Annotated in this window: 18 protein-coding genes; 3 read left to right on the top strand and 15 right to left on the bottom strand. The window is 43.8% G+C overall.

Annotated elements, in window-relative coordinates; translation table 11 throughout:
* The 5 genes from AC1DWN_RS07385 to AC1DWN_RS07365 all read right to left on the bottom strand — a co-directional run.
* The coding region (locus AC1DWN_RS07385) for an extracellular solute-binding protein (RefSeq protein ID WP_477558257.1) at positions 1 to 784 on the bottom strand (784 nt) is incomplete at its 3' end.
* Positions 785 to 910: 126 nt separating this feature from the next.
* Entirely contained in the window at positions 911 to 1,810 is a 900-nt protein-coding gene (locus tag AC1DWN_RS07380; RefSeq protein ID WP_477558256.1) for a carbohydrate ABC transporter permease, read from the bottom strand.
* Positions 1,811 to 1,827: 17 nt separating this feature from the next.
* Positions 1,828 to 2,751 (bottom strand): ABC transporter permease, encoded by a 924-nt coding sequence (locus AC1DWN_RS07375; RefSeq protein ID WP_477558258.1) that lies wholly within the window; start codon positions 2,749 to 2,751, stop codon positions 1,828 to 1,830.
* Between the two features lie 292 nt (positions 2,752 to 3,043).
* A complete protein-coding gene (locus AC1DWN_RS07370; protein ID WP_477558255.1) occupies positions 3,044 to 5,278 on the bottom strand; it encodes a helix-turn-helix domain-containing protein in 2,235 nt (744 codons plus the stop codon).
* 255 nt (positions 5,279 to 5,533) lie between these two features.
* Positions 5,534 to 6,421: a helix-turn-helix domain-containing protein gene (locus tag AC1DWN_RS07365; protein ID WP_477558254.1), complete on the bottom strand. Its 888-nt coding sequence runs from the start codon at positions 6,419 to 6,421 to the stop codon at positions 5,534 to 5,536.
* 125 nt (positions 6,422 to 6,546) lie between these two features.
* On the opposite strand from AC1DWN_RS07365, the gene AC1DWN_RS07360 reads away from it, so the two are divergent.
* The gene (locus tag AC1DWN_RS07360) at positions 6,547 to 7,329 is read left to right on the top strand and encodes a phytanoyl-CoA dioxygenase family protein (protein ID WP_477558253.1); all 783 of its coding nucleotides are present in this window, start codon (positions 6,547 to 6,549) and stop codon (positions 7,327 to 7,329) included.
* Positions 7,330 to 7,430: 101 nt separating this feature from the next.
* On the opposite strand, the gene AC1DWN_RS07355 is transcribed toward AC1DWN_RS07360, so the two are convergent.
* Positions 7,431 to 8,807, bottom strand: coding sequence for a hemolysin family protein (locus tag AC1DWN_RS07355; RefSeq protein WP_477558252.1), 1,377 nt, complete (start codon positions 8,805 to 8,807; stop codon positions 7,431 to 7,433).
* Positions 8,808 to 9,074: 267 nt separating this feature from the next.
* Between AC1DWN_RS07355 and AC1DWN_RS07350 the strand changes: the two genes are divergently transcribed.
* A complete protein-coding gene (locus AC1DWN_RS07350; protein ID WP_477558251.1) occupies positions 9,075 to 9,668 on the top strand; it encodes a copper resistance CopC family protein in 594 nt (197 codons plus the stop codon).
* Positions 9,665 to 10,750: a copper resistance D family protein gene (locus AC1DWN_RS07345; protein ID WP_477558250.1), complete on the top strand. Its 1,086-nt coding sequence runs from the start codon at positions 9,665 to 9,667 to the stop codon at positions 10,748 to 10,750. Before AC1DWN_RS07350 ends, AC1DWN_RS07345 begins: the two co-directional genes overlap by 4 nt.
* 86 nt (positions 10,751 to 10,836) lie before the next feature.
* On the opposite strand, the gene AC1DWN_RS07340 is transcribed toward AC1DWN_RS07345, so the two are convergent.
* The 9 genes from AC1DWN_RS07340 to recJ all read right to left on the bottom strand — a co-directional run bounded on the left by AC1DWN_RS07340 (position 10,837) and on the right by recJ (position 23,181).
* Positions 10,837 to 12,144: a replication-associated recombination protein A gene (locus tag AC1DWN_RS07340; protein WP_477558249.1), complete on the bottom strand. Its 1,308-nt coding sequence runs from the start codon at positions 12,142 to 12,144 to the stop codon at positions 10,837 to 10,839.
* Positions 12,145 to 12,774: 630 nt separating this feature from the next.
* A complete protein-coding gene (locus AC1DWN_RS07335; RefSeq protein WP_477558248.1) occupies positions 12,775 to 13,530 on the bottom strand; it encodes a tRNA threonylcarbamoyladenosine dehydratase in 756 nt (251 codons plus the stop codon).
* A 29-nt stretch (positions 13,531 to 13,559) separates the two neighbouring features.
* Positions 13,560 to 15,383: an aspartate--tRNA ligase gene (gene aspS / locus AC1DWN_RS07330; RefSeq protein WP_477558247.1), complete on the bottom strand. Its 1,824-nt coding sequence runs from the start codon at positions 15,381 to 15,383 to the stop codon at positions 13,560 to 13,562.
* 46 nt (positions 15,384 to 15,429) lie between these two features.
* A complete protein-coding gene (gene hisS / locus AC1DWN_RS07325; RefSeq protein ID WP_477558246.1) occupies positions 15,430 to 16,677 on the bottom strand; it encodes a histidine--tRNA ligase in 1,248 nt (415 codons plus the stop codon).
* A 704-nt stretch (positions 16,678 to 17,381) separates the two neighbouring features.
* Positions 17,382 to 17,552, bottom strand: a complete 171-nt coding sequence (locus AC1DWN_RS07320; RefSeq protein WP_477558245.1) for a hypothetical protein — start codon at positions 17,550 to 17,552, stop codon at positions 17,382 to 17,384.
* Between the two features lie 91 nt (positions 17,553 to 17,643).
* Positions 17,644 to 18,087, bottom strand: coding sequence for a D-aminoacyl-tRNA deacylase (gene dtd, locus AC1DWN_RS07315; RefSeq protein WP_477558244.1), 444 nt, complete (start codon positions 18,085 to 18,087; stop codon positions 17,644 to 17,646).
* Between the two features lie 56 nt (positions 18,088 to 18,143).
* Positions 18,144 to 20,324, bottom strand: a complete 2,181-nt coding sequence (locus AC1DWN_RS07310) for a RelA/SpoT family protein (RefSeq protein ID WP_477558243.1) — start codon at positions 20,322 to 20,324, stop codon at positions 18,144 to 18,146.
* A gap of 263 nt (positions 20,325 to 20,587) precedes the next feature.
* Positions 20,588 to 21,118, bottom strand: a complete 531-nt coding sequence (locus AC1DWN_RS07305) for an adenine phosphoribosyltransferase (RefSeq protein ID WP_477558242.1) — start codon at positions 21,116 to 21,118, stop codon at positions 20,588 to 20,590.
* Positions 21,119 to 21,153: 35 nt separating this feature from the next.
* A complete protein-coding gene (gene recJ / locus AC1DWN_RS07300; RefSeq protein WP_477558241.1) occupies positions 21,154 to 23,181 on the bottom strand; it encodes a single-stranded-DNA-specific exonuclease RecJ in 2,028 nt (675 codons plus the stop codon).
* Between the last annotated feature and the right edge of the window lie 10 nt (positions 23,182 to 23,191).

The following is a 23,191-nucleotide window of genomic DNA, read 5'->3' as shown; positions in this document are numbered from 1 at the left end:
CAATAAAAGAATTCATTAAAAATGCAGATATGTTTCCTACCCACATCTCATCAGATCCCGTAAGCGGAATTTCATCCTTCTTTCCATTTTCATTCRGGTCTTGTTCCTTGAATGCCTTCATCACCTGATAGAACTCTTCCGTTGTCGTTGGCATCTGAAGACCAAGCTTATCGATCCACGCCTTGTTAATCCATAGCTTTAAGGCGTTGTCGCAATGATAGCACTCATTGATTTGCGGCAGTGCATATATGTTACCATCTGGAGTTGTTATCGCTGATTTCATATAAGGAACATCCACAAGCGCTTGTTTGATATTAGGTGCATACTTTTCGATCAAATCATTCAAAGGTATGAATACGCCCTGCTTCCCATACTTCATCTGTTCTTCTCTAGTCAGATTGCCTTGTAAAATAACTTCCGGATAGTCGCCGCTGGCCAACATCAGCTGCTTGCGTTCTTCAAGTGCATTGTTAGGAACGAGATCCCAAGCAATCTTGATGTTTGTCTTCTCTTCCAGAAATTTCGTAAATGCGTTAGTCTCCATGTTCTCAATTGTAGGTAGCTGAGGGGCAAACATCTTAAGCGTCAGCTGTTTATTAACAATCGGATACGAACCTACTTCTGTAAAGACATCCTCTTTTACATTATTGTTCTCTGTCTTTACGTTTTCCGTTTGACCATTCGCAGGCTTCTCCGTTTCCTTGCTGCATGCTGCAAGGAAAACTACACAGCTAAGTACGACACACAATAAGACCACACCTGATTTTTTCCAACCTTTTCTCATCGAAACGACTCCTCCTTGTTATATCCTTGACACTCCCTGTGACATACAATGGCGCTATTTCCGAATCTGAACGACCGCCTCGGCTCTAAAGGCGACCCATCACCTCCTTCAAGCTGTTATGCCTGATTAGCCTTTCAACGAACCGATCATGACACCTTTGACAAAGTATTTCTGTACAAATGGATAGATAATGAGTACCGGTCCGCTTGCAACGACGATCAATGAATATTTCAACAGATCCTTTAATCCCTGTTGGGCCAACATCTGATTGGCATTAGCCATCATCGACGCATCCACTGTATTAAGGATTAGAATGTTGCGCAGCACGATCTGCAAAGGGAACAGATCTGGAGTTCGCAAAAATATAAGAGCATCGAAATACGCATTCCAATGGCCTACCGCATACATAAGCATCATGACGGCTAATATGGGCTTAGAAAGCGGTAGCACGACATGGAGAATAAAACGAATATCGCTGCAGCCGTCCAAATCAGCTGCTTCCGACAGCTCCGTCGGAATTGTCGTTTGGAAGAAGGTTCTCGCGATAATAACTTGAAATACAGCAAGTGCTCCAGGTAAGATCATAGCCCAACGGGTATCCAGCAAATGCAGTTCCTTTACGACCAAATAATACGGAATAAGTCCACCTTCGAACATCATCGTAATAACTAACAGCACCATGAAGAAATTCCTACCATAGAACGTTCCCCTTGAGAGTGGATAAGCAAGCATTACAGTCAAGGCCACATTAATAATAGTGCCGACAACCGTATAGAAGAGAGAATTCAGAAACCCTGTACCAACCTGTGGATTATTGAACACAGCCTCATATCCAGCCAGTGTAAAATCGATCGGGATCAGCCATACTTTACCCGAAACTACAGCTTGCGGCGAACTGAATGACGAACTAACGATGTAGAGAAGCGGTAGCAGTACGACTACTAGAACAAGTGTCAGAAACGCATAGATTAAGACCAAAAAAATGCGGTCTCCGTTAGACTCCCGAATGGATACGTTTTTTGCCATATGATCTCCTTTCCTAATTACCACAGACTGTTATTGGACAGTTTTCTAGCGATATAGTTAACACCGACTAGCAGAATCAGATTAATGATTGAGTTAAAGAAACCGATAGCTGCCGAGAAGCTGAAACTCGAGCCCAGCAAGCCAACCTTGTACACATAGGTAGATATGACCTCTGAAGTTGCAAGATTAAGTGGATTTTGCATCAGATATATTTTCTCGAAGCCCAGTTTCATCAAATTACCCAGGTTAAGGATGATAAGAATAACGGATACCGGAATGAGACTTGGAATATCGATGTTAATTATTTTTTGAATTCGGGATGCTCCATCCACCTTCGCCGCCTCATGCAGCTCAGGATTGACGCCCGCTAGTGCAGCAATATAGATAATGGCTCCGTACCCGGTATGCTGCCAGACATCAGACCATACATAAATGGATTTGAATAAAGACGGGATACCCATAAAGTTTGTATTTTCCACGCCCAGCATTTGAAACAGCTTGCTGATCATCCCTACATTGGGTGACAAGTTAACAATAATAATGGATACCATAATAACCGTCGAAATAAAATAGGGAGCATAAGAAACCATTTGTACACTTTTCTTGAAGATGCCATTTCTTACTTCATTCAGTGCAAGTGCCAATATAATTGGTGCAGGGAACCCGACAAGCAAGCCATAGAAGCTAATACCAAGCGTGTTTTTCATATATAGCCAGAAGTTAGGCGAGTCGAAAAACTGTTGGAAGTATTTCAATCCTACCCATGAGCTTCCAAAGATACCTTTGATTACGTTGTAGTCTTTGAAGGCGATCACTATTCCAGCCATCGGTATATACTTAAAAATAACGAGATAAGCAATTGGCAAAAGAATGAGGAGATACATTTGCCAATGACGCTTCAGCTTGCGTAAGGTCGGGTTGCGCCTCGCAGTTGGAATGATTGCTAACGATTCGGGATTAAGGTTTGGATTAAGGTTTGGATTAAGTTTGGACAAGGGCTTGCCTCCTTTTTACATGTTCTAATTTGGTTACGCTTTCATGTGCCCATTGTATAAAGTTTAATCACTAAGGCACAAGATACATTAATATCATACTTAACCTTTTTCGCGGCCGTGGCTGCACAAGAAAAGGCAGTACCCTATACAGCAGGTACTGCCGCCATTATTCCAACTATTTTCCGAATAAATGATTAACATTTTTCTATCGCTTAACCGTTTTCAACTCTATGTTCTATCACCCGTTAAGCTGCTTCAACGTCTCTGAACGATATTCGCCAGGCGAATATCCTACGACCTTTTTAAAAATTCTAGTGAATGATATCGCACTCGTGTATCCAACCTCAATTGCAATATCCTGAATAGGCTTCCTTGTTGTGGTCAAAAGTCTTTTTGCCTCTTTCAGGCGGATGTCGATTAAGAAATCGAGAAACTTCTGTCCGGTTGTCTCTTTGAACAGCTTGCTTACATATTTCGCATTAATATTAAATTTCTCGCTTAAGTATTCAAGTGACATGTTCGGATTCACGTATTCAGCTTCAATAATGATACGCATCTCCATAATGATACCCGCGTGCTGACCATTGTACCGAGAGTCTTCAAGCATGCCCCACAGATTCATCATTTCACCAATAGTAACTTGACACATATCATCAAAGGAATGGCACTTATCCAATTTATCGGTCAGATTAGGAAGGACTTCAGCTGACCACATAACCTGACACTCCTTGCTCAGTCCCGCCATTTCACGACCCAAACTATAGATAAAATAATTCATAATATTCATGATCTCATCCTTGGTCATCAAGCCCTGCTTCATTTGGCTAAACAAATCATCCAGCTGCTCTCTCCAGCTATCGTCCGATTTGCGGAACGCATATACAGCAGAACGAATCATTCCAAGATAGGAATACACTTCAACTTGACCTTGATTCATCATATCTTCACGAGTAATGAGACGATTTTCGCCAAGTACCATCTTATAATTAAGTGCTTCCGATGCTTGCTTAAACGATTTCGTGATTTCGAATAGATGCAAAGCTGGATCCCCGATGCCTATACTGATTGTAAATTTCATATTCTGCTCTACCCAAGCCCGGATACTATCACATAGCTGAAGCAGCATTTTGATATCAATTTCTCCTCCCTCTCCAAAAAGGATTACACTTAAACGAGAGGATGCTGTCCATTCCGCCCAGCATTTGTATCCAAATCGGGAAGACTGTTCATACGTTATGCTTCGCATGGCGAACTTCAACAGATTTTGATCATTCCGCGAATAACTACTGCAAAATTGACCGTACTTATCCATTTCCAACACAATAAGAGTATGACTCTCTGAAGGAGCAGGCAGCTGCAATCGCTCCGCTTCACGTCGCCAATCCTCCAGAGTCTGCGTTGTATCATCTTCAATTAGCTGATGGAATAGGTTGCGCGTATGCAAATGAAGATCCTCTTTGTTTTGCTGTTGATGCTTTCTTGCCTCCTCCAACAAATTATCGAGCGCCGATTCGATAAATACGAATTCATCGATTCGTCCAGAATTCGACCTGCCCCTGGTTAGCGGCAGCATGTACCCGTTAACGCGTGAAACAATCTGCTCCACCGGTCTAGCATTGCGCTTCGATATGTAGATCATCCAAATAAGACCTACACCTATCATGATAAGTCCGATTACAAACCAAGCATTGTATAGCAAGGATACCGTTTGAATGAAAGTACCTTGAACAAATCCGCTAATATAGGACCAATTCGAGTAGCCCGACTTATAATTCGCATAGATACGCATGGAATCTACAGGTTCATTCTGCTTAAGTAATTCATTGCCCGCTCCATCCTTTATTTGGATAAAGCTAACTTTTGAATCATATAGCTCATTGACTAAACGCTGTAATGCATCCGTTGATACATTTACTACAATCAAACCTTTTTCGTCCGTCATGAAGAGAGCTCCCCTTACTAGGCTGACAACCTTCTTGCCATTCAGCGTAGTAAATTGCTGGAATGTCCGAGAGTCTGTCCACTTTTTAGAAATCGTTGATCGGTACTGCTCAATAAAGCCTTTGTCGGGATATGTGCCAATATATCCGTTGGTCGCATTACTGAGCACAACCTGGTCTTCATAACGAACTAGATATATCGAATCGATAAGCGGGTAATAGGCAATCATATCATTCATTTTCAAAACCGCACTAATATTGATATAAGGATCTCCGCCCTCATTACTGTTAAAAAAATTGATGAGCTGCTGATTGTTGCTGGATTCCTTCATCACCATATTATCGATGGCTCTTAAGGAGGTATCAATTAATCGCATTGCTTGCAAAGACAACATACGGTTGGCATTAATAGCCTCTTTCCGGCCCTGTTCACTAATAAGCTGGAAAAACACGAAAAAGATAAAGGTAATCACGATAATAAATATCGGTAAATACGACAGCAGCAACCGTTTAAACCATGATTTGCTCATCATTTATTAGCCCTCGCTCTTCTTCTGGATGTTTGTTGTCATATGCTTCAAGCATGATTAGAAAGCGTATTCCTCAGCTTATAAGGCTCTATATGGAATAAGCCCCGATACCTATTAAGTATCGAGGCTTTATCGTCATCCATTATTATCCTATAATTACCTTTTTCCACCTTAGTCTTTCTTCTATTTTAAGTGGAAGCGCTATTAAGGTCAATAAACTATTTTCGTATATCTATCTAATTTTCGCCTTATCACTATTTAATCATGCATTCCAGTGCTTCGCCGGCTTGCCTCCCGGAATGCTGCTGGAGGAATACCTTTTATCTGAGAAAACGATCGGGTAAAATAGTGAATAGATGAAAATCCAGTACGCTCGGCAATTTCCTTGATTGGAAACTGCGTGTTCATAAGCATTTGCTCAGCGGCTCGGATCCGTTCCATGCGAACTAAAGAAGAGAATGATTCATGGATACTGGATGCGAACAATCTAGATAAATGACGCTCGGATACATTTAAATATCGCGCGATTTCGGGCAACGTCAAATTGCGGTCTAGATTATCACGAATGTAAAGCTTAGCTCTGTTAATAAGGAGTGCTGTATTCGATGAAATCGGTGCAAGCTTTGGGCTATGCAACGTACCAAATAAAGATGTAAACGAAACAATTAACTCATAGGCGAGCCGAGGTAATTGCGATACTGGCAAAGCTCTGCCAAGTTCAGCTGGGACCATCAAAGATTTCCATATCTGAATAGTAGGCAAAGCATTTGTTTCTTTTAACCAAGTAGTACCTTGACTTAATGATTCCAAATAAAGCACGAATGCCTCCTGCGTTGACTGCTTTTCATTCGGTTCAAAAGCTACGTATAGTAAATCCAGGCCGTCTACATTACTGATCTGATGATAGATATTCGGCCGTGAACAAAAGGCAACACCTTCATATAAAGGATAGTCTGAATCTCCTTCTGAGTAAGTACCAGTACCTCCATTCACATAACAAATTTCGTAATAGGAATGTTTATGCACAACGTTAGCTGCCAGATGCTCAACTGCACCCCAGTAATGGATAAGAAAGGTAAGACACTCCCCCTTTAATAACCCTGCATAGCGGTTTAGCCGTTCATCGCTTTTAGTCCAGTGATACATAAGTATGAATAACCCCTTTGGCGTAATATTACAAAAAGATGTCATCAGCATGCAAATACAGCTTCTCTATAACCCATCTATAATCAAAACATATTCACAACCAAAAAGCGAGAAGGGGATATAACATGATAACTGAAAAGGATGTACAATTTTATAAAGAAGAAGGTTATTTATTAGTAAGAGGGGTATTCAATCAAGAGGAAGTAGCTGAGATGCGCGAAGCCGTTGAGAAAATCATTCTAAGAGCGGCTCACGCGAAAATGGATCATAATGCTGCTTGGCAGGGTGACTTCTTACCTCCAGACGAGCTCAAGAAATTGGTTCTCAAAGGTTTCCATGATGTACATTATCATGATTCCGCTTTCATGCGTGCCGTAATTCATCCTAATATGACTGACGTTTTGAAAGGTATCATAGGACCTAACGTGCAGCTTCACCATTCCAAAATGTTGGTGAAACCGCCAGCGAACGGCGCCGCATTTCCGATGCATCAGGATTACCCATATTTCCCACACCGTGATCATTCCATGCTTGCTGCTAGCGTACACTTGGATGATGCAGACAATGAGAATGGCTGTCTGTATGTTGTTCCCGGATCACATAAGCAGGGCGCTATACCGCATGTCGGCCAGCACTTCCTTAATCATAAGGAACACCCGATTTCTTCGGGAACCGCTTGCCCAGCTAAAGCGGGTGATGTACTGTTCTTCAATTATCTGACCATTCATGGCTCTAACGTGAACCGCAGTGAGAGAACACGCAGAAACGTTCTATTCCAATACCGTGACGCATCGGATGTTCCAACTGTTGATACCCACTTCGATTGGGGCATGGGCTTAATGGTTAGCGGAGAGAATCCGGATTTCAATAATGTAAAGCCTAATTTTGAGATTATAAGCAAGAAGTAAGCGTAAATGCCATTTGCTTTCTTCTTCGGATAAATAACTAAACAGCCATTCAGGATTGCTATACCTGAATGGCTGTTTTTGTTTTCCTTTTAACTTTCCACTTACCCTAGCTTCTGCTCTTCATCGCCTCTTTTTGCTTTGCCAAGCTTACGGACGATAATACGAGTTATTCGCAAATGATCAGTTTCTTCAATGATAAACTCACATTGCTCGGAATAATCGACTCGCTGATTAGAAGTAGGTGGAATTTCGATCCGTGAGTAGATCCAGCCCCCGATGGTGTCATAATCATCTGTATCGATATCGAGACCAAAATAGCTATTTACTTCTTCAATGAGCATAAGTCCGCTGATCGAGTAGGACCCATCCTCTCTTTTTTCTAGCTGCTCCCGTTCTTCATCAAATTCATCCTGAATTTCGCCTACTATTTCCTCCATGATGTCCTCAAGCGTCACTAGTCCCGATGTTCCGCCGTACTCATCAATTAATATTGCGATTTGCGACTTCCTCTTCTGCATCAGTTTAAGCAGCGTGCTAATCCGCATTGACTCTGGTACTGTTGTAATCGGTCTCGTAATTTGCTTAATATCTCGCAGGCTATGCGCTGTATCTTTTAGTAGATCTTTTATATGAACAAATCCAACAATGTTGTCTTTATCATTCTCACATACTGGATACCGGGTTAGCATTTGCTCTAACGCTATTTTTTTATTGTCCTCCAGCGATAGGGTTAAATTTAAACAAACCATTTCCGTTCGCGGAATCATAATTTCTCGTGCGTTCGTATCGGAGAAGTCAAAAATATTATCCATCAAGGTTAGCTCCGTATTATCGATAAGACCGCTTTTATGGCTTTCTTTCATCAGTATTCTTATTTCTTCTTCGGTATGTGCCGAGTTTTTTCCAGTGTTCGGTTCAATATCGATCATTTTCAGCAGCCAATTTGCAGTAKCATTTAACACCCAAATGAATGKATATATTAGTTTGTAAAAAAATATAAGTGGCCCAGCCGTTAGCAGCGAAATCGACTCTGACTTATTAATCGCTATGGTTTTGGGGGCCAATTCTCCTAGTACAATATGAAGTCCCGTAATGAAGATGAATGCAAGAACGATTGCTATGGATTGTATAAACGTCTGATTATCGATTCCCAGCATCACAATAATTGGCTCAATCATTGTCGCTATAGCAGGCCCACCGATCCATCCAAGACCAAGTGAAGCAATCGTAATGCCTAATTGGCAGGCAGACAAATAGGCATCTAAGTTACTAGTCAAATGAGAGGCTAACTTCGCCCGTGCATGTCCTTCGGTAACAAGCCTTTCAATCCGGCTTCCTCGTACCTTAACCATTGCAAACTCCGTCGCCACAAAAAAACCATTCATACATACGAGAAACAAAATAAGAGCTAATGATAAACTTAGCGGTAAAGGATCTTCCAACGATTCCCTGACAATCGCATTTGTACTGCTCCTCATGCGATGACAGGTGCACCTCCCTCGGGAATAGACTATTACTCATGTTTATTCACAGTAGGCTAGACTTTATACGCTGTTCACTTGCGTTTTTTCATGTTTTTAGTCCTGCTAAATAATTGTTAGTCATTAAATGTTCATACCCCGTTGCCAAAAGCTCATCTTATTCTAAGGTATCGCACTTCAGTATCTGTTATAATTCAAGCTGTACCCTTAAAGCGACTACTTTTGAAACGAGTTTTTGCTTAAATATGTCTAGGAGGCTTCATAATGAAAAGAATATTACTTATTTTCTTAGCTGCTCTATGGCTCATGCCCAACGTGGCTATGGCTCATTCTAAGTTAGAAATAGCGGTACCCGCTCAGGATGCAACCGTTACAACATCACCGCAGCTTATCGATTTAACTTTTAATACGAAGGTAGAAAAGCTTAGCAATTTCAAGCTGCTAAACGCAGCTGGTGAACAAATTGCAACAGATAAGGCAATCGTAGACGGCACGAAAATGAGCGGAGCGATCACCGAACCACTAACTAATGGTATCTACACTGTAAAATGGACCATTATCGGCGCTGACGGACATTCTGTTGAAGGTGATTATTCTTTTAGTGTAGAAGCACCCGCTCCCACGGTGACTCCTTCTACTGAGCCAGATGCATCACCAAACCCCACTCAGACGACAGACCCAAGTGAATCTGCAGATCCATCAGTAACGCCTAATCCGCTTGAATCGACATCACCGCCTACACCTAACGTGAATGCGGATACTGATAAAACCAGTACAAATTATATGGCTGCTATAATAATTGGCGTTATCATTATCGGGGCTGCAGCTGTACTGTTATCACGGAGGCGGAAAAAATGACCTATATAAGCGAAGGCTTACTCTATATTTGCTTCGCTATAATGACAGGCGCTTTGCTGCTCAAGCTTGTACCAGCTAGCAAAAGACCTGCCATTCATGTTCCAAATGGTCTATTGCTCGGAATCGCTATTGCGATTCCGATTTTGTCGTATATGCCTATTCATAACCTTGCGATTTTGTTTGCAAAAGATTTCGACATGTCTTATGGATCCATTCTAAAGAGCATTATACTCGACATTAATACAGGTAAAGCTTGGCTATRGACAACGCTTGGATCCATCGGTCTTGCTCTGCTGCTTGGATTAAAATCATTTCAAAATGACAAGCATATGCCAAAGGTAGCGTTATTCGTAACGTTTTTGCTGATCGTGTGGCTTGGGTACGCTGGACACGCTTCCTCGCTGTACGGCTTCAGAGGACTTGTAACACATACCGCACATTTCCTCGCGTTTAGCGTGTGGATTGGAATCTTGTTTGTCGTAAGCTGGTTTTCCAAAGACAACGCGAATTGGTCCGCCTTTTTACGCTGGTTTTCGCCTGTTGCAATCATCTCAGTTCTAGTAACTCTTTTTGCTGGGCTTGTGCTCATGTCATTCACTACTCCTGAGTATGTGAACGCATGGATGCTGCCATATGGTCAAATATTACTTATTAAACATTTGCTCATCTTACCTTTACTGCTGTTTGCTTATACAAATGGATTTGGCTATAAAAAAATAGCAAAGACCGAACCTTCCTTTAATCCGAAGCGTTGGTTAAAAGCTGAGAGTATAATCGCACTACTGGTCCTTAGCTCAACTGCTGTGCTCGGTCAACAATCACCGCCGCATAAAGTCAGGGAGACGCTTCAAAGCGAATCCCCTTCACCATTATTCACTTCATTTTATAAAGGCAGCTTTAGTCCTGATATAAACCTTCAATTCACTTTGCATATGGAAAGCATTCTAATGTTTGCGGCTTCCGCATTAATGGCTGTCGGTATCGTCTGGTTGTATCGGTCGAATCGCTTAATTCCGGCCTTTATCATGGGTATTCTTACTGCTGTCTTCGGATATTTCGGGCTCATGTTCTCAATTGCATAAATCAAAATAGCTCACTTATCATGAAAAGGCCAACCAGCAGGGAATGCTGGTTGGCCTTTTCTTATGTTGAGACTATCCCACGCAGCTCACTTACCCTTTCGACGCTGCTGGTTTTGTTTAATTTTATCTTCCATCCCTTGATCCGATGCCTTATATAGCGTTATACCGCCTAAATTATCAGGTAAATATTGCTGTTTCACATAATGATTCGGATAATCATGTGGATACTTATACCCCTCGTGACCTAGCTGCTGCGCACCGCGATAGTGCGTGTCACGCAGATGGAGCGGCACCGAAGTATCTCCAGCTCGTTCTATCGCTGCTTCCGCGGCTCCTATAGCCACTGCTGTGGCGTTCGACTTTGGACTTTCCACAGCGAACAAAATGGCCTGTGAAATATTGTATTTCGCTTCCGGCCAACCAATTTTATGATAAGCATCCATTGCCGTAACTGCTTGTATCATCGCCTGTGGATTAGCTAGCCCGATATCCTCACTGCAAGCGACAATTAGCCTGCGAATAAAAGTCATCGGGTCCATACCCAGCCTCTCAATAGCGTATAGAAACCAGAAAAGTGCCGCATCACTTGAGCCACGAACACTTTTGTGGAATGCAGACAAAACGTCATACTGAGTTGACAGATCTGCACGAATAGTCGGTTTACGTATCGACTCTTGAGCGACCTCCAGCGTTAGACGTACGGAGCCATCCATCTCAGAGGGTGTAGTTACCGCAGCAAGCTCAAGCGCATTAAGTGCTCTCCTAATATCCCCTCCAGCCATTGCAGCGATATGGTGCAACGCGTCTTCATCCGCATGCAAATCCATGAAGCCGAGACCTCGCTCGCTGTCAGCCAGCGCTCTTCGCATCGCTTCATAAGCATGCTCCTCGCCGAGCGCTTCCAGTTGAAATAGAGTAGACCGCGACAATAAGGCGCCATTCACATGATGGAACGGATTTTCAGTCGTTGCCCCAATAAAAATAATGATGCCCTGTTCAACAGCGGGTAATAGAGCATCTTGTCTTGCCGTATTGAAGCGATGAACCTCGTCTAAGAAAATAATTGTTTTCTTCCCATACATCGTTTTATTCGTGCGAGCCATATCGATAACTTCCCTAACGTCCTTAACAGAGGCATCAACCGCATTTAGCTTTATGAACTCACCAGCTGTCCGCAGCGATATAATATGCGCCAACGTCGTTTTTCCACAGCCTGGCGGCCCATACAGCAAAATAGACGATACCTGATCGCCTTCAATTGCACGTCTTAGCAGCTTCCCCATGCCCACTATATGTTCTTGTCCAATATATTCATCCAGCGTTTGCGGCCGCATTCGATCAGCTAGCAGCTTGGCACGCGGTTTTTCCTCATCTTGATATGAAAATAAGTCCATTACATTCCCCAACCTTCTCCTATCAGTTGTCTCGATCATAGCATACAAGCACATTTGTTCGCCACAAACGTCACACGCTTTATCTGTTAAGCTAATAAACTTGGCCTGTTAATTTCCCCCTAAAAGGTTGTTTTTCGTCCAACAGCTTGAAGCTTCCTCAACTTTAATTAGTTCTATATTCTGAAACTAAACAGCGTCATCCAGCGAAAAGAGTGGTATTAGTTTCAGATTCTGCGGCTAATTCAATGGGAATGGCGGTGCGGTCGATCAAAACTAGCCTCTAATTTCATTTACTGAAACTAAATCGCAACTCACTTTTATATTCCCTCGTTTAATTGCATTATTTGAAACTATACAAGTACACGCCTAGCTAATAAACAATCAGATGCGGAAGCGCTTATTAAAAATCATTATCCCTATTTCAGAGTACCTGTGTATCTGTGTATCTGTGTATCTGTGTATCTATGTATTTGTGTATTTGTGTATCTGTGTATCTGTGTTCCTGCGTACCAGTGTAAATGTCGAATCCGTAGTTATTACAAAAGAGGGTTACCGCCTCACCAGCTGCTGCTGGATTGCGATAACCCTCTTTTAATACTTCATTTGATCAGTCGATATTGTTTTCCATTCTTACAGCTTAACTCCGCCTGTTTCAAGCAACTCACGAACAACTACACTGACCATAATAAGGCCAGCAACCGGCGGAACAAAAGCATTGCTCGCTGGAGGCTGCTTCGCCTTACGGATTTCAGGAGCGTTATCAGGCACAATACGCTTCGTTACATCCTCACGCGGCTTCATCGGAAGTTCTGTAGAGAAAACAACCTTTACACCCTTTTTGATACCCTCCGCACGAAGCTTCGTACGAATAACCCTAGCAAGAGGGTCTGTATGTGTCTTGGAAATGTCGACCACTTGAAACTTTGTAGGATCCATCTTATTCGCAGCACCCATACTTGATATAATCGGAATTTTCCGCTCCAAGCATTGCTTGATTAAATGGATTTTATACGAAATCGTGTCCGATGCATCAACAACGTAGTCAAGTGGAAAAGCAAACAGCTGCTCATACGTTTCCTCTGTGTAGAACATCCGCATAGCGATGACATCACATTCCGGATTAATAAGCTTAATCCGGTCGCGCATCAAATCTGCTTTGGGCTGACCAACTGTTGTTGTAAGCGCATGAACCTGCCGATTGACGTTCGTTATATCGACGACATCCTTATCGATCAGAATAATACGACCAATTCCAGTGCGCGCCAACGCTTCAGCCGCTATTCCGCCGACACCGCCGATTCCGAGCACGGCAACCGTGCTCCCCTTCATTAGCGCAAGTCCTTCTGGACCGATAGCGAGCTCAGTACGTGAAAATTGGTGAAGCATCTGGCTGCCGCCTCCTTTGCATGAAACGATTATTTTTCGCTGTTTTCAGTAGCTGCTGCTGATACTGTTGCTGCGGCAACTGGCTGCTTAGGCTTAAGCACTGTACGGATATGCAGCTGTTCAAGCTGTGACAATTCTACCTCAGACGGCGCATCGCAAAGCAAATCTGTTGCACTCGCTGTTTTCGGGAAAGCAATTGTCTCACGCAAGTTAGTACGGCCAGTAAGAAGCATAACTAGACGGTCAAAACCGAATGCGATACCGCCGTGTGGAGGTGTTCCGTATTCGAATGCATCGAGCAAGAAGCCAAACTTCTCTTGTGCCTCTTCCATGCTGAAGCCAAGCGCTTTGAACATTTGCTCTTGTACTGCACGTTGGTAAATACGCATTGAACCACCGCCTACTTCATATCCGTTCAGAACGAGATCGTAAGCTTGCGCACGAATTTGTCCTGGATCCGTATCGAAGAAGTGAAGATCCTCATCGTTTGGACGAGTGAACGGATGATGCTCAGCTACATAACGTTTTGCATCCTCATCCCAGCCAAGCAATGGGAAATCAACAACCCATGCAAATTTGAATTTAGATGCGTCAATTAAGCCTAGATCTTTACCAAGTTTCGAACGTAGGTTGCCTAGTACATCTGCAACAACTTTCTTTTTGTCAGCGGAGAATGTAAGCAAATCTCCCTCTTCAACTTGCAAACGTTCTGTAAGAGCAGCGATTTCCTCCGGTTTCAGGAATTTCACGATCGGGCCGCGCCATTCGCCTTCCTTCACTGTGATCCAAGCAAGTCCTTTACCGCCGTAACGCGCAGCGAACGGTTGCAGATCATCAAGTTCCTTACGGCTCCAGCTTGCACAGCCTTTTGCGTTCAGCGCTTTAACAACTCCGCCGCCTGCTGCTACACTTGCAAATACTTTCACATCGCTGCCAGAAACGATATCCGTAATATCTTCAATTTCAAGTCCAAAACGTAGATCAGGCTTATCCGAACCGTATTTATTCATTGCATCTGCATAAGTGATACGTTGGAACGGAAGCTCAAGTTCTACTCCAACAGTCTCGCGAAGCAGCTTCGCTGTAAGCTCCTCCATCATTGCAAGCAGCTGATCCTGCGACAAGAATGAAGTTTCAACGTCGACTTGCGTGAATTCTGGTTGACGGTCAGCACGAAGATCCTCATCGCGGAAGCAACGAGCGATTTGATAATAACGCTCAATACCGCCTACCATTAGCAATTGCTTGAAAATTTGTGGTGATTGCGGCAATGCGAAAAATTCGCCTTCATGAACACGGCTCGGTACCAAATAATCACGCGCGCCTTCTGGCGTGCTTTTCGTTAGAATTGGTGTTTCTACATCAATAAAGCCTTCTCCATCAAGGAAATCACGGAACACCTTCGCTGCTTTCGAACGAAGAAATAATGTCTTTTGCATTTCCGGACGGCGCAAATCAAGATAACGATATTTCAGACGAAGCGACTCATCAACCTCAACACCATCTTCAATTGGGAACGGAGGTGTTTTCGCAGCGTTCAATACTTCGATTTTCGTAACGCGTACTTCAATTTCGCCTGTTGCCAGGTTTGCATTGTAAGTTTCCGCATCACGTTCAACAACTGTGCCTTGAATAGCAAGCACAAACTCGTTACGAGCACGGTCAGCAATAGCTAGAGCATCACCGGAGAAATCAGGGTTGAATACAGTTTGAACAATACCGGAACGATCGCGCAAATCGATAAATAGTACGCCGCCAAGATCGCGACGACGTTGTACCCAACCGTTTAGGATAACAGATTGGCCAACGTCTGCTTTCGTAAGTCTGCCGCAGTGATGAGTTTTTAACAACATAATATACATGCTCCTCTATTAATTAGTTTAGTTTATAAGGTGGTTCTTAACCGCTAATCTCGTCARCAAGCCGGTCGATCGAAACAACGCGCTGCTCGCCTTTCACCATGTCCTTCAAAGCTATTTCGCCGCGCACAAGCTCATCATCGCCAAGGATGGCTGTATAACGAGCTTGAAGGCGGTCAGCAGACTTCATCTGTACTTTCATCTTACGCCCTAGATAATCACGTTCCGCTCGAATCCCGCGCATTCTGAGCTGGTAGACGAGTTTTGTGACCTCGCGGTCTGCCGCTTCACCGAGCGCTACGAAATAGACATCCACTTGATTAAAATTCGGCAGCTCGGTTTGTTGGTGCTCAAGCAGCAGAATTGTTCTCTCAAGGCCGAGACCCACGCCAACGCCTGGCTGATCAGGACCACCGATTCCGGCTACAAGTCCGTTATAGCGACCACCGCCGCCAATCGTGTCGATTGCACCAATGCCTTCAGCTTTGTATTCAAATGCTGTATGCGTGTAATAATCCAGTCCGCGAACAAGGCGGTGATTTATCGTGAATGGAATACCCATATCACCCAAATACATAAGCACCTTGTCAAAATGATTACGGCATTCCTCATCCAAGCTGTCGAGTATAGACGGCGCGTCTTCAAAGTGAGCCTGATCCACCTTGCAATCAAGCACACGCAGCGGATTTCGATCGATACGCGACTGACAATCCTTGCATAGAAGCTCCCGCTTCGGCTCTAGAAAAGCTAGCAAGCGCTCACGGAAGACTGCTCTCACCTCAGGTGTGCCCACGGAGTTTACTTCTACACGTACTCCTTTTAGGCCAACCTCTGTATAAAACGTATAACCGAGAGCAATTACCTCTGCATCGATAGCCGGATCAGCGGAGCCGATAGCTTCCACACCAAATTGGTGAAGCTGACGATAACGTCCCGCTTGCGGACGCTCATAACGAAACATCGGTCCGATGTAATAGAGCTTCGATACATCCGGCTCGCCGTATAGCTTGTTCTCAACGTAAGATCTAACAACGCCTGCCGTTCCCTCGGGACGCAGCGTAAGGCTCCGTTCTCCACGGTCGATAAAGGTATACATCTCTTTCTCTACAATATCGGTCGTCTCGCCGACACCGCGTTGAAACAGCTCCGTCGATTCGAAAATCGGTGTGCGAATTTCACGAAAGTTAAACCGCTGGCAAATATCGCGTGCTTTCTGCTCCACGTATTGCCATCTCTCTACCGCGCCAGGCAGAATGTCCTGTGTTCCCGGTGATTTTTGAAATGCCATTTGAATGCCTCCTGACCCCTTATTGGATTTCATATCGATAGTAAAACACAAAAAACTCCCGTTCCTAACGACATCTGCCGTAAGGGACGAGAGTGTATCTCCCGTGGTACCACCCACATTCCGAGCTGCATGACATGCATAAGCTCGCTTCAAGACGGTTAACGCCCGTCATCCGCAGTCCAGCTACTGTTCATCGGTCGCAAGCCTATCGCCTACGCCTCCGTTTGTTCGCCGTCTGTTCTCCGGGAAGTCTTTTCATTCAACCGATATAAGGACGCTTGCAGCTAAAATGACGTCCCTCTCTGGATATAACGTGAAGAATTACTTTGTCCCATCAACGAATCGATTTCAACAAATACTRATATGTAATTTTACCTGTAGCGGCACTCAAAGTCAATATGGAGCTTGACATGGAGCTTGTCAGGAATAATCTTACACTACCCACCCTAAAAGAAGACAGAAAAAAACCTACAAAACCAGTTTGTAGGTCCAAAAGTAATTTATATTTTTAAAAGGGGGTCGAGTTCTATTATAGGTTAATGATGTTAAAGGAAAGTTAGAGATTGATTACAGAAATATTACAATTTAGAAAGCGTTTTATAAATTTCGCAAAACAATCTGTTAATTGACGCCTTTCTTATATGTTCGCTATGCGTATAAAGAAGACACCGCCAGCAAGGTGCCAAGGCGGTGTCTGTAATTGACTATAGATGATTCGGATTATCTCTGCGTGGATACTGCGGGAAGCCAGCCCATTCTTCAGCAGCTTCAATGTCTTCCTCTTGCTTAGCCATGATCTTTGCCTCACGACGATCCGGTTGCAGAAGCCTTCTAGACGCTCGTTCCATGCTTTGTTCTTTCCGTGACTGATGCATTTGCGGGATTCCTCCAATAGAACATGCAGCGAACACAATGACCTACTATAATCGCTTCGCTTAATGTCTATTGTTTCCCGTAATTGTTATCTTAAGCACCGCTCTCCAGAATTATAGTAACAGGTCCCGAATTTACAAGCTCTACATCCATCATCGCACCGAATCGACCAGTCTCAACAACTAGTCCCATCCCGCGCAGCGCCTCATTAAATTGATTATAAAGCACTTCTGCCAGCTCTGGTCTAGCCGCAGCCATGAAATTTGGACGTCTTCCTTTGCGGCAATCCCCATATAACGTAAATTGTGATATAGACAATAACTGACCGCCTAAATCAGTAACAGAAAGATTCATCTTACCTGTCTCATCCTCAAAGATACGCAGGCCTGCTATTTTCTCTGCCATCCACCGCACATCCGCTTCCGTATCTTCATGCGTGATGCCCACTAACAGAACAAGACCAAACTCAATAGCTCCTACAATGTCTCCATCAATGACTACCTTCGCCTGTTTACTTCGTTGTACAACAACCTTCACTGCTCAAAAACCTCCGATATACGTTCTTTCCTCTGCATATGAGCGATCCAAGCAAACTATTGCATGATCCGCTGTACCGAATAAATGTCCTGAATTCGTTTTAATTTATCAACGACGGACGATAAATGGTCAATATTGCGGATCAACACCGTCATATGAATTAACGCCATTTTATTTTTAACTGAACGCCCTGTAACCGCTGAAATGTTTGTCTTACTTTCGGATACGGCTTGCAGTACTTCATTAAGCAAACCTCTGCGGTCATGGCCAGTAATCTCAATATCAACACTATAATTGGCATCGATAGACTCTTCCCACTCGACTTCAATAACGCGTTCGCCTTCTTCACCTTCATCACCGAATGGGATGTTTGGGCAATCCATACGATGGACAGATACTCCGCGACCGCGAGTAATATAGCCGATAATCGTATCGCCAGGTACAGGATTACAGCAACGTGCAAACCGTACAAGCAAATTGTCGATCCCTTTAATCGTTACGCCTTGATTCGGTCTAGTTTTCCGATTTCCAGGCGATTTAATTTCTTTCGGTTCATTTGTAAGTTCAAGCAAACTTGCTTGCTCTGCTTCCTTACGCAGCTTCTCGGTTAGCTTTGTAACGATTTGTGCAGCCGTAATTCCACCAAAACCGATAGCAGACATCATATCTTCGATATCGTTAAAAGCAAACTTCGCCGCTGCCTCTTGCAGCTTATCATCGCCAAGCCAAGCAGAAGGCTCCAAACCTAGACGTTTAAGCTCTCGCTCTATCAGGTCTCGGCCTTTTGCAACATTCTCCTCGCGCTTCTCCTTCTTGAACCATTGCCTAATTTTACTGCGGGCATGTGACGATTGGGCAATTTTCACCCAGTCCTGACTTGGTCCATAAGAATGCTTGGATGTTAAGATTTCTACGATATCGCCCGTCTTGAGCTTATGATCAAGGGGCACGATACGACTATTCACCTTGGCTCCAATCGTACGATTGCCGACCTCTGTATGAATCCGGTATGCGAAATCAAGCGGTACAGAGCCTGCAGGCAATTCAATCACTTCACCGCTTGGTGTAAAAACAAATACCAAATCAGCGAAGAAGTCCATTTTGAGCGACTCCATAAATTCAGATGCGTCACGTGCTTCCTTCTGAAGCTCAAGAATCTCGCGGAACCATGACATTTTATCTTCAAAATTACCGCCTGGTACTAGTGAGCCTTCTTTATATGCCCAATGCGCCGCGATACCATATTCCGACGTTCTGTGCATATCCCATGTTCTGATTTGCACCTCAGTCGGTTCACCGTTTGGACCAATAACAGTCGTATGAAGCGACTGATACATATTGGCCTTTGGCATAGCGATATAATCCTTGAATCGTCCAGGCATAGGTTTCCACAATGTATGGATAATGCCTAGTGTCGCATAACAATCCTTGATGTTATCAACAATAATTCGAATAGCCAGTAAATCATATATTTCAGTAAACTGCTTGTTTTTGTCTGTCATTTTTTTGTATATGCTATATAAATGCTTCGGACGTCCAGAAATATCGCCCTCGATGCCCATTTCGCCCAGCTTTTCGTTAATTCGCTCAATAACGTCTTCAACAAACTGCTCGCGTTCTGCACGTTTCTTCTTCATCAGATTGGCAATGCGATAATATTGCTGCGGATTTAAATAACGAAGCGCAATATCTTCCATTTCCCATTTGATAGCTGAAATACCAAGGCGATGTGCAAGCGGGCAAAAGATTTCCAACGTTTCATAGGCAATACGGCGCTGTGCTTCCTCTGATTGAAACTTGAGCGTGCGCATATTGTGCAGCCTATCGGCTAGTTTTATTAAAATAACGCGAATATCCTGAGCCATTGCGACAAACATTTTACGATAGTTTTCGTTCTGCTGCTCTTCCTTGGAACGGAACTTGATTTTCTCCAGCTTAGTTAAACCATCCACAAGCATGGCGCAGGTCTCACCAAATTTCGCATGAACCGTTTGTAAATCAACCGTCGTATCTTCTACGACATCATGAAGCAGTGCCGCGATAATCGACAGCACGTCCATTTGCATATCAACAAGAATATCAGCAACCGCAACGGGATGAAGGATATATGGCTCTCCCGATTTTCGCACTTGACCGTGATGGGCTTGTTCCGCAAAATCATAGGCTTCCTGGATGCGTATAAGGTCCTGCTCTTTCATATAGGCGGATGCCTTCTCGAGTAAATGCTCAATGCCCATGAAACGTCCCTTTCTGAATACACTCCTGGCAGACCCATTCATGCTTTTTCCGAGTTTTCTAATATTATGCCTGTAAAAATGGCACTACGTCAACTGTTGAAGCGATTCTAACTCTTTAAAACCGTACCTTATTACCTAAAACGGGAATATATTTGCCTTAACATGCTAATTATTGGCCGGTTATATAAGTAAAACCGCCTCACCGTGTACAATGCGTACACAAGAAAAAGGCGGTCATTATTGGTATTTTTAAGGTTGCTGCTTTATTCGTATGTCATTAGCGAAAATACGTCAATACCATCGAGCTTCTCACGGCCTGTTAAATAAGCGAGCTCGATTAGAAAGGCTGCTCCGACAACTTCGCCGCCGAGTTGGCGCACTAGGTTTATCGAAGTGGCAATCGTTCCGCCTGTAGCAAGCAGATCATCAGCAATCAAAACCCGTTGACCAGGGGAAATCGCATCTTTATGCATAGCAAGCTGATCATTTCCATACTCCAAATCATAGCTTGCAGTAATTGTTTCGCCTGGAAGCTTGCCTGTTTTACGAATAGGTATAAAGCCAACACCAAGCGCTATCGCAAGAGGGGCACCTACTACAAAACCGCGAGCCTCAGGTCCTGCAATAACATCAATCTTCATATGTTGAACAGCTGCACGCATCTCTTCAATGGCAGCGCGATAAGCGCCTCCATCTTTGAGCAGCGTTGTAATATCTTTGAATCGAATGCCTGGTTGCGGGAAATCGGGAATTACCCGGATGTAATCTTTAAAATTGAATTCTGTATTTGACACGTACTGTCAACCCTTTCCACTCCAGCTTATAGTTGTTACTTGCCTCTGCTAACCGATGCTTGTAAACCATCGAATTGCAGTTTGGCGGCTTTGTATTTCTCCGAGGTTGCTAAGTCCCGTTTCTGCGGTGATTCTGCAACGATAAGTAGATCATTACTTCTTTCAATAAACAATAATTCCTCAAAAACATCTAATATAAGCACGATTGTATCCACTGTCAAGTTATTTTGGCGTGCCAACCGCTCAGCCAAACCAGATAATGGCGCTTGCCTAAGCTTCAATAGTTGTTGATAAATGAGTCCAAATGTACCCCGTTCAGGAAATGTTGATTCTACTACAGGCTCATAATGAACATCCTGCAGTTGCAACTGCGGCTTGCGCATCCCATTCCACTCGTTAACGGACAATTCACCTACAGCATCAATGGCATGCCCATGCTTTAATCCGTCAGCTAAGGAACCCATATTGAAGCCTATCGCGTCTAACATCCGTTTATTGCTTCCAAGTGAAAGCTTCAGATGTTTAGCTTCTTTGCCAATCGTTCGCTTATCGGCTAGCATAGCTCCTTGAAATAGCAGCCTTGGCGAAGGATTGCTCATCCCGAATGGCTCAAGCAATGCCAATTGAGTGATCGTATCGATTGTCGCTTCATTAACGGTACATACGAAATCAATCGCTGTTTTTGGAATCCAATCATCTGCTTTGAGCCACTCTATCGCTAGCTCTCCAAGACGCTGTTCAAATGCGCCTAACTGATCTTTGTGCAGGCTCATTCCAGCAGCTGCCTGGTGACCCCCGTAATGATCTAAAAGTTCATCACACGCTGTAAGTGCCGCATGCAGGTCAAAGCCTTCAATCGAGCGGGCAGACCCCTTGCACATGCCTGTCTGCTCATCTATGCCGAGTATAATGACAGGCTTGTAATTACGATCAAGCAGTTTCGATGCAACAATGCCTATGACGCCAACATTCCAGCCTTCTCCAGCAAGAACGATAACCGCTGGGGCTTCTAATCCCGCTGCTTCGGCGGTAGCGCATTTGGCCTGCCACTGGAGCTCTGCTTCCTTCATAATGCTCTCGACAACTCGTTGCCGTTCCTTGTTGAGATTATCGAGTCCAGCAGCCTGCAAAATAGCAACATCGTAATCATCTGTCGTCAACAGTTCAACCGCGCGCTTAGCATGATCAAGCCTACCGGCTGCATTTATACGCGGAGCCATGTTGAACGCAACATTAGTTGCTGTTAATGCACCTAGCGTTATACCACAGGCTTCTGCTAAAGCACGGAAACCAATACTGCAATTGCTATTTAGTATTTCCAGTCCATAGCGAACAAAAATACGATTTTCATCTGCAAGAGGCATGAGGTCAGCAATTGTCCCTAAGCTTACGATATCCAGCCATTCCAATGGTGGACGATCCAACATGGCATGAGCCAGCTTAAAAGCAACCCCTACACCTGCCAACCCTTTGAACGGATAGCCGCAGTCCAGTTGCTTAGGATTGACGACTGCACATGCATTTGGTATTTGCTCAGGCGGCTCGTGGTGATCGGTCACAACCACATCTATACCAARCTGCTTCGCATATTCAATTTCCTCATATGCGCTTATCCCTGTATCCACGGTTACAATTAATTGGACACCTTCATCAGCAGCAAGTTTAATGGCATTACGATTGAGACCATACCCTTCAATAGCTCGATGTGGAATATAAAAATCATAATTATAAGCTAATGTACGAAACAGCTGTACTAGCAGCGATGTGCTGGATACGCCATCTGCATCATAATCGCCATAAATACGAATTTTCTCGTTATTCTGTCCTGCTTGCTTTATCCGATCAACAGCTTCCCTCATTCCGAGCAGCAAATAAGGATCATGAAAATACTGCTCATCTCCGTGCAGGAACCGTTCAGCAGACTCGACTTCACCATAACCACGTTTAACAAGTAAACGCGCCACTAAAGGCGGCAGGCTAAGYATATCAGCTAAATGCTCTGCTTTTTGCTCGTCTGGTTCGTCCCATGGCGCTAAAGCCCAGCGTGTCTTTCTTTGAATCATTACGCTTTCC

The sequence above is a fragment of the Paenibacillus sp. P4_A7 genome, from assembly GCF_056402455.1.
The sequence above is the reverse complement of the archived record's forward strand: the minus strand, read 5'-3'. Positions and strand labels throughout refer to the sequence as shown.

Bases quoted from the DNA above. Each gene is read 5' to 3' on its own strand.
- AC1DWN_RS07340 (WP_477558249.1), bottom strand. From the start codon at position 12,144: ATGGACTTATTTTCATATCAAGATGAGGAAAAACCGCGTGCCAAGCTG.
- AC1DWN_RS07310 (WP_477558243.1), bottom strand. From the start codon at position 20,324: ATGGGCATTGAGCATTTACTCGAGAAGGCATCCGCCTATATGAAAGAG.
- AC1DWN_RS07360 (WP_477558253.1), top strand. From the start codon at position 6,547: ATGATAACTGAAAAGGATGTACAATTTTATAAAGAAGAAGGTTATTTA.
- AC1DWN_RS07380 (WP_477558256.1), bottom strand. From the start codon at position 1,810: ATGGCAAAAAACGTATCCATTCGGGAGTCTAACGGAGACCGCATTTTT.
- AC1DWN_RS07365 (WP_477558254.1), bottom strand. From the start codon at position 6,421: ATGTATCACTGGACTAAAAGCGATGAACGGCTAAACCGCTATGCAGGG.
- AC1DWN_RS07370 (WP_477558255.1), bottom strand. From the start codon at position 5,278: ATGATGAGCAAATCATGGTTTAAACGGTTGCTGCTGTCGTATTTACCG.
- AC1DWN_RS07320 (WP_477558245.1), bottom strand. From the start codon at position 17,552: ATGCATCAGTCACGGAAAGAACAAAGCATGGAACGAGCGTCTAGAAGG.
- AC1DWN_RS07350 (WP_477558251.1), top strand. From the start codon at position 9,075: ATGAAAAGAATATTACTTATTTTCTTAGCTGCTCTATGGCTCATGCCC.
- AC1DWN_RS07335 (WP_477558248.1), bottom strand. From the start codon at position 13,530: ATGCTTCACCAATTTTCACGTACTGAGCTCGCTATCGGTCCAGAAGGA.
- aspS (WP_477558247.1), bottom strand. From the start codon at position 15,383: ATGTTGTTAAAAACTCATCACTGCGGCAGACTTACGAAAGCAGACGTT.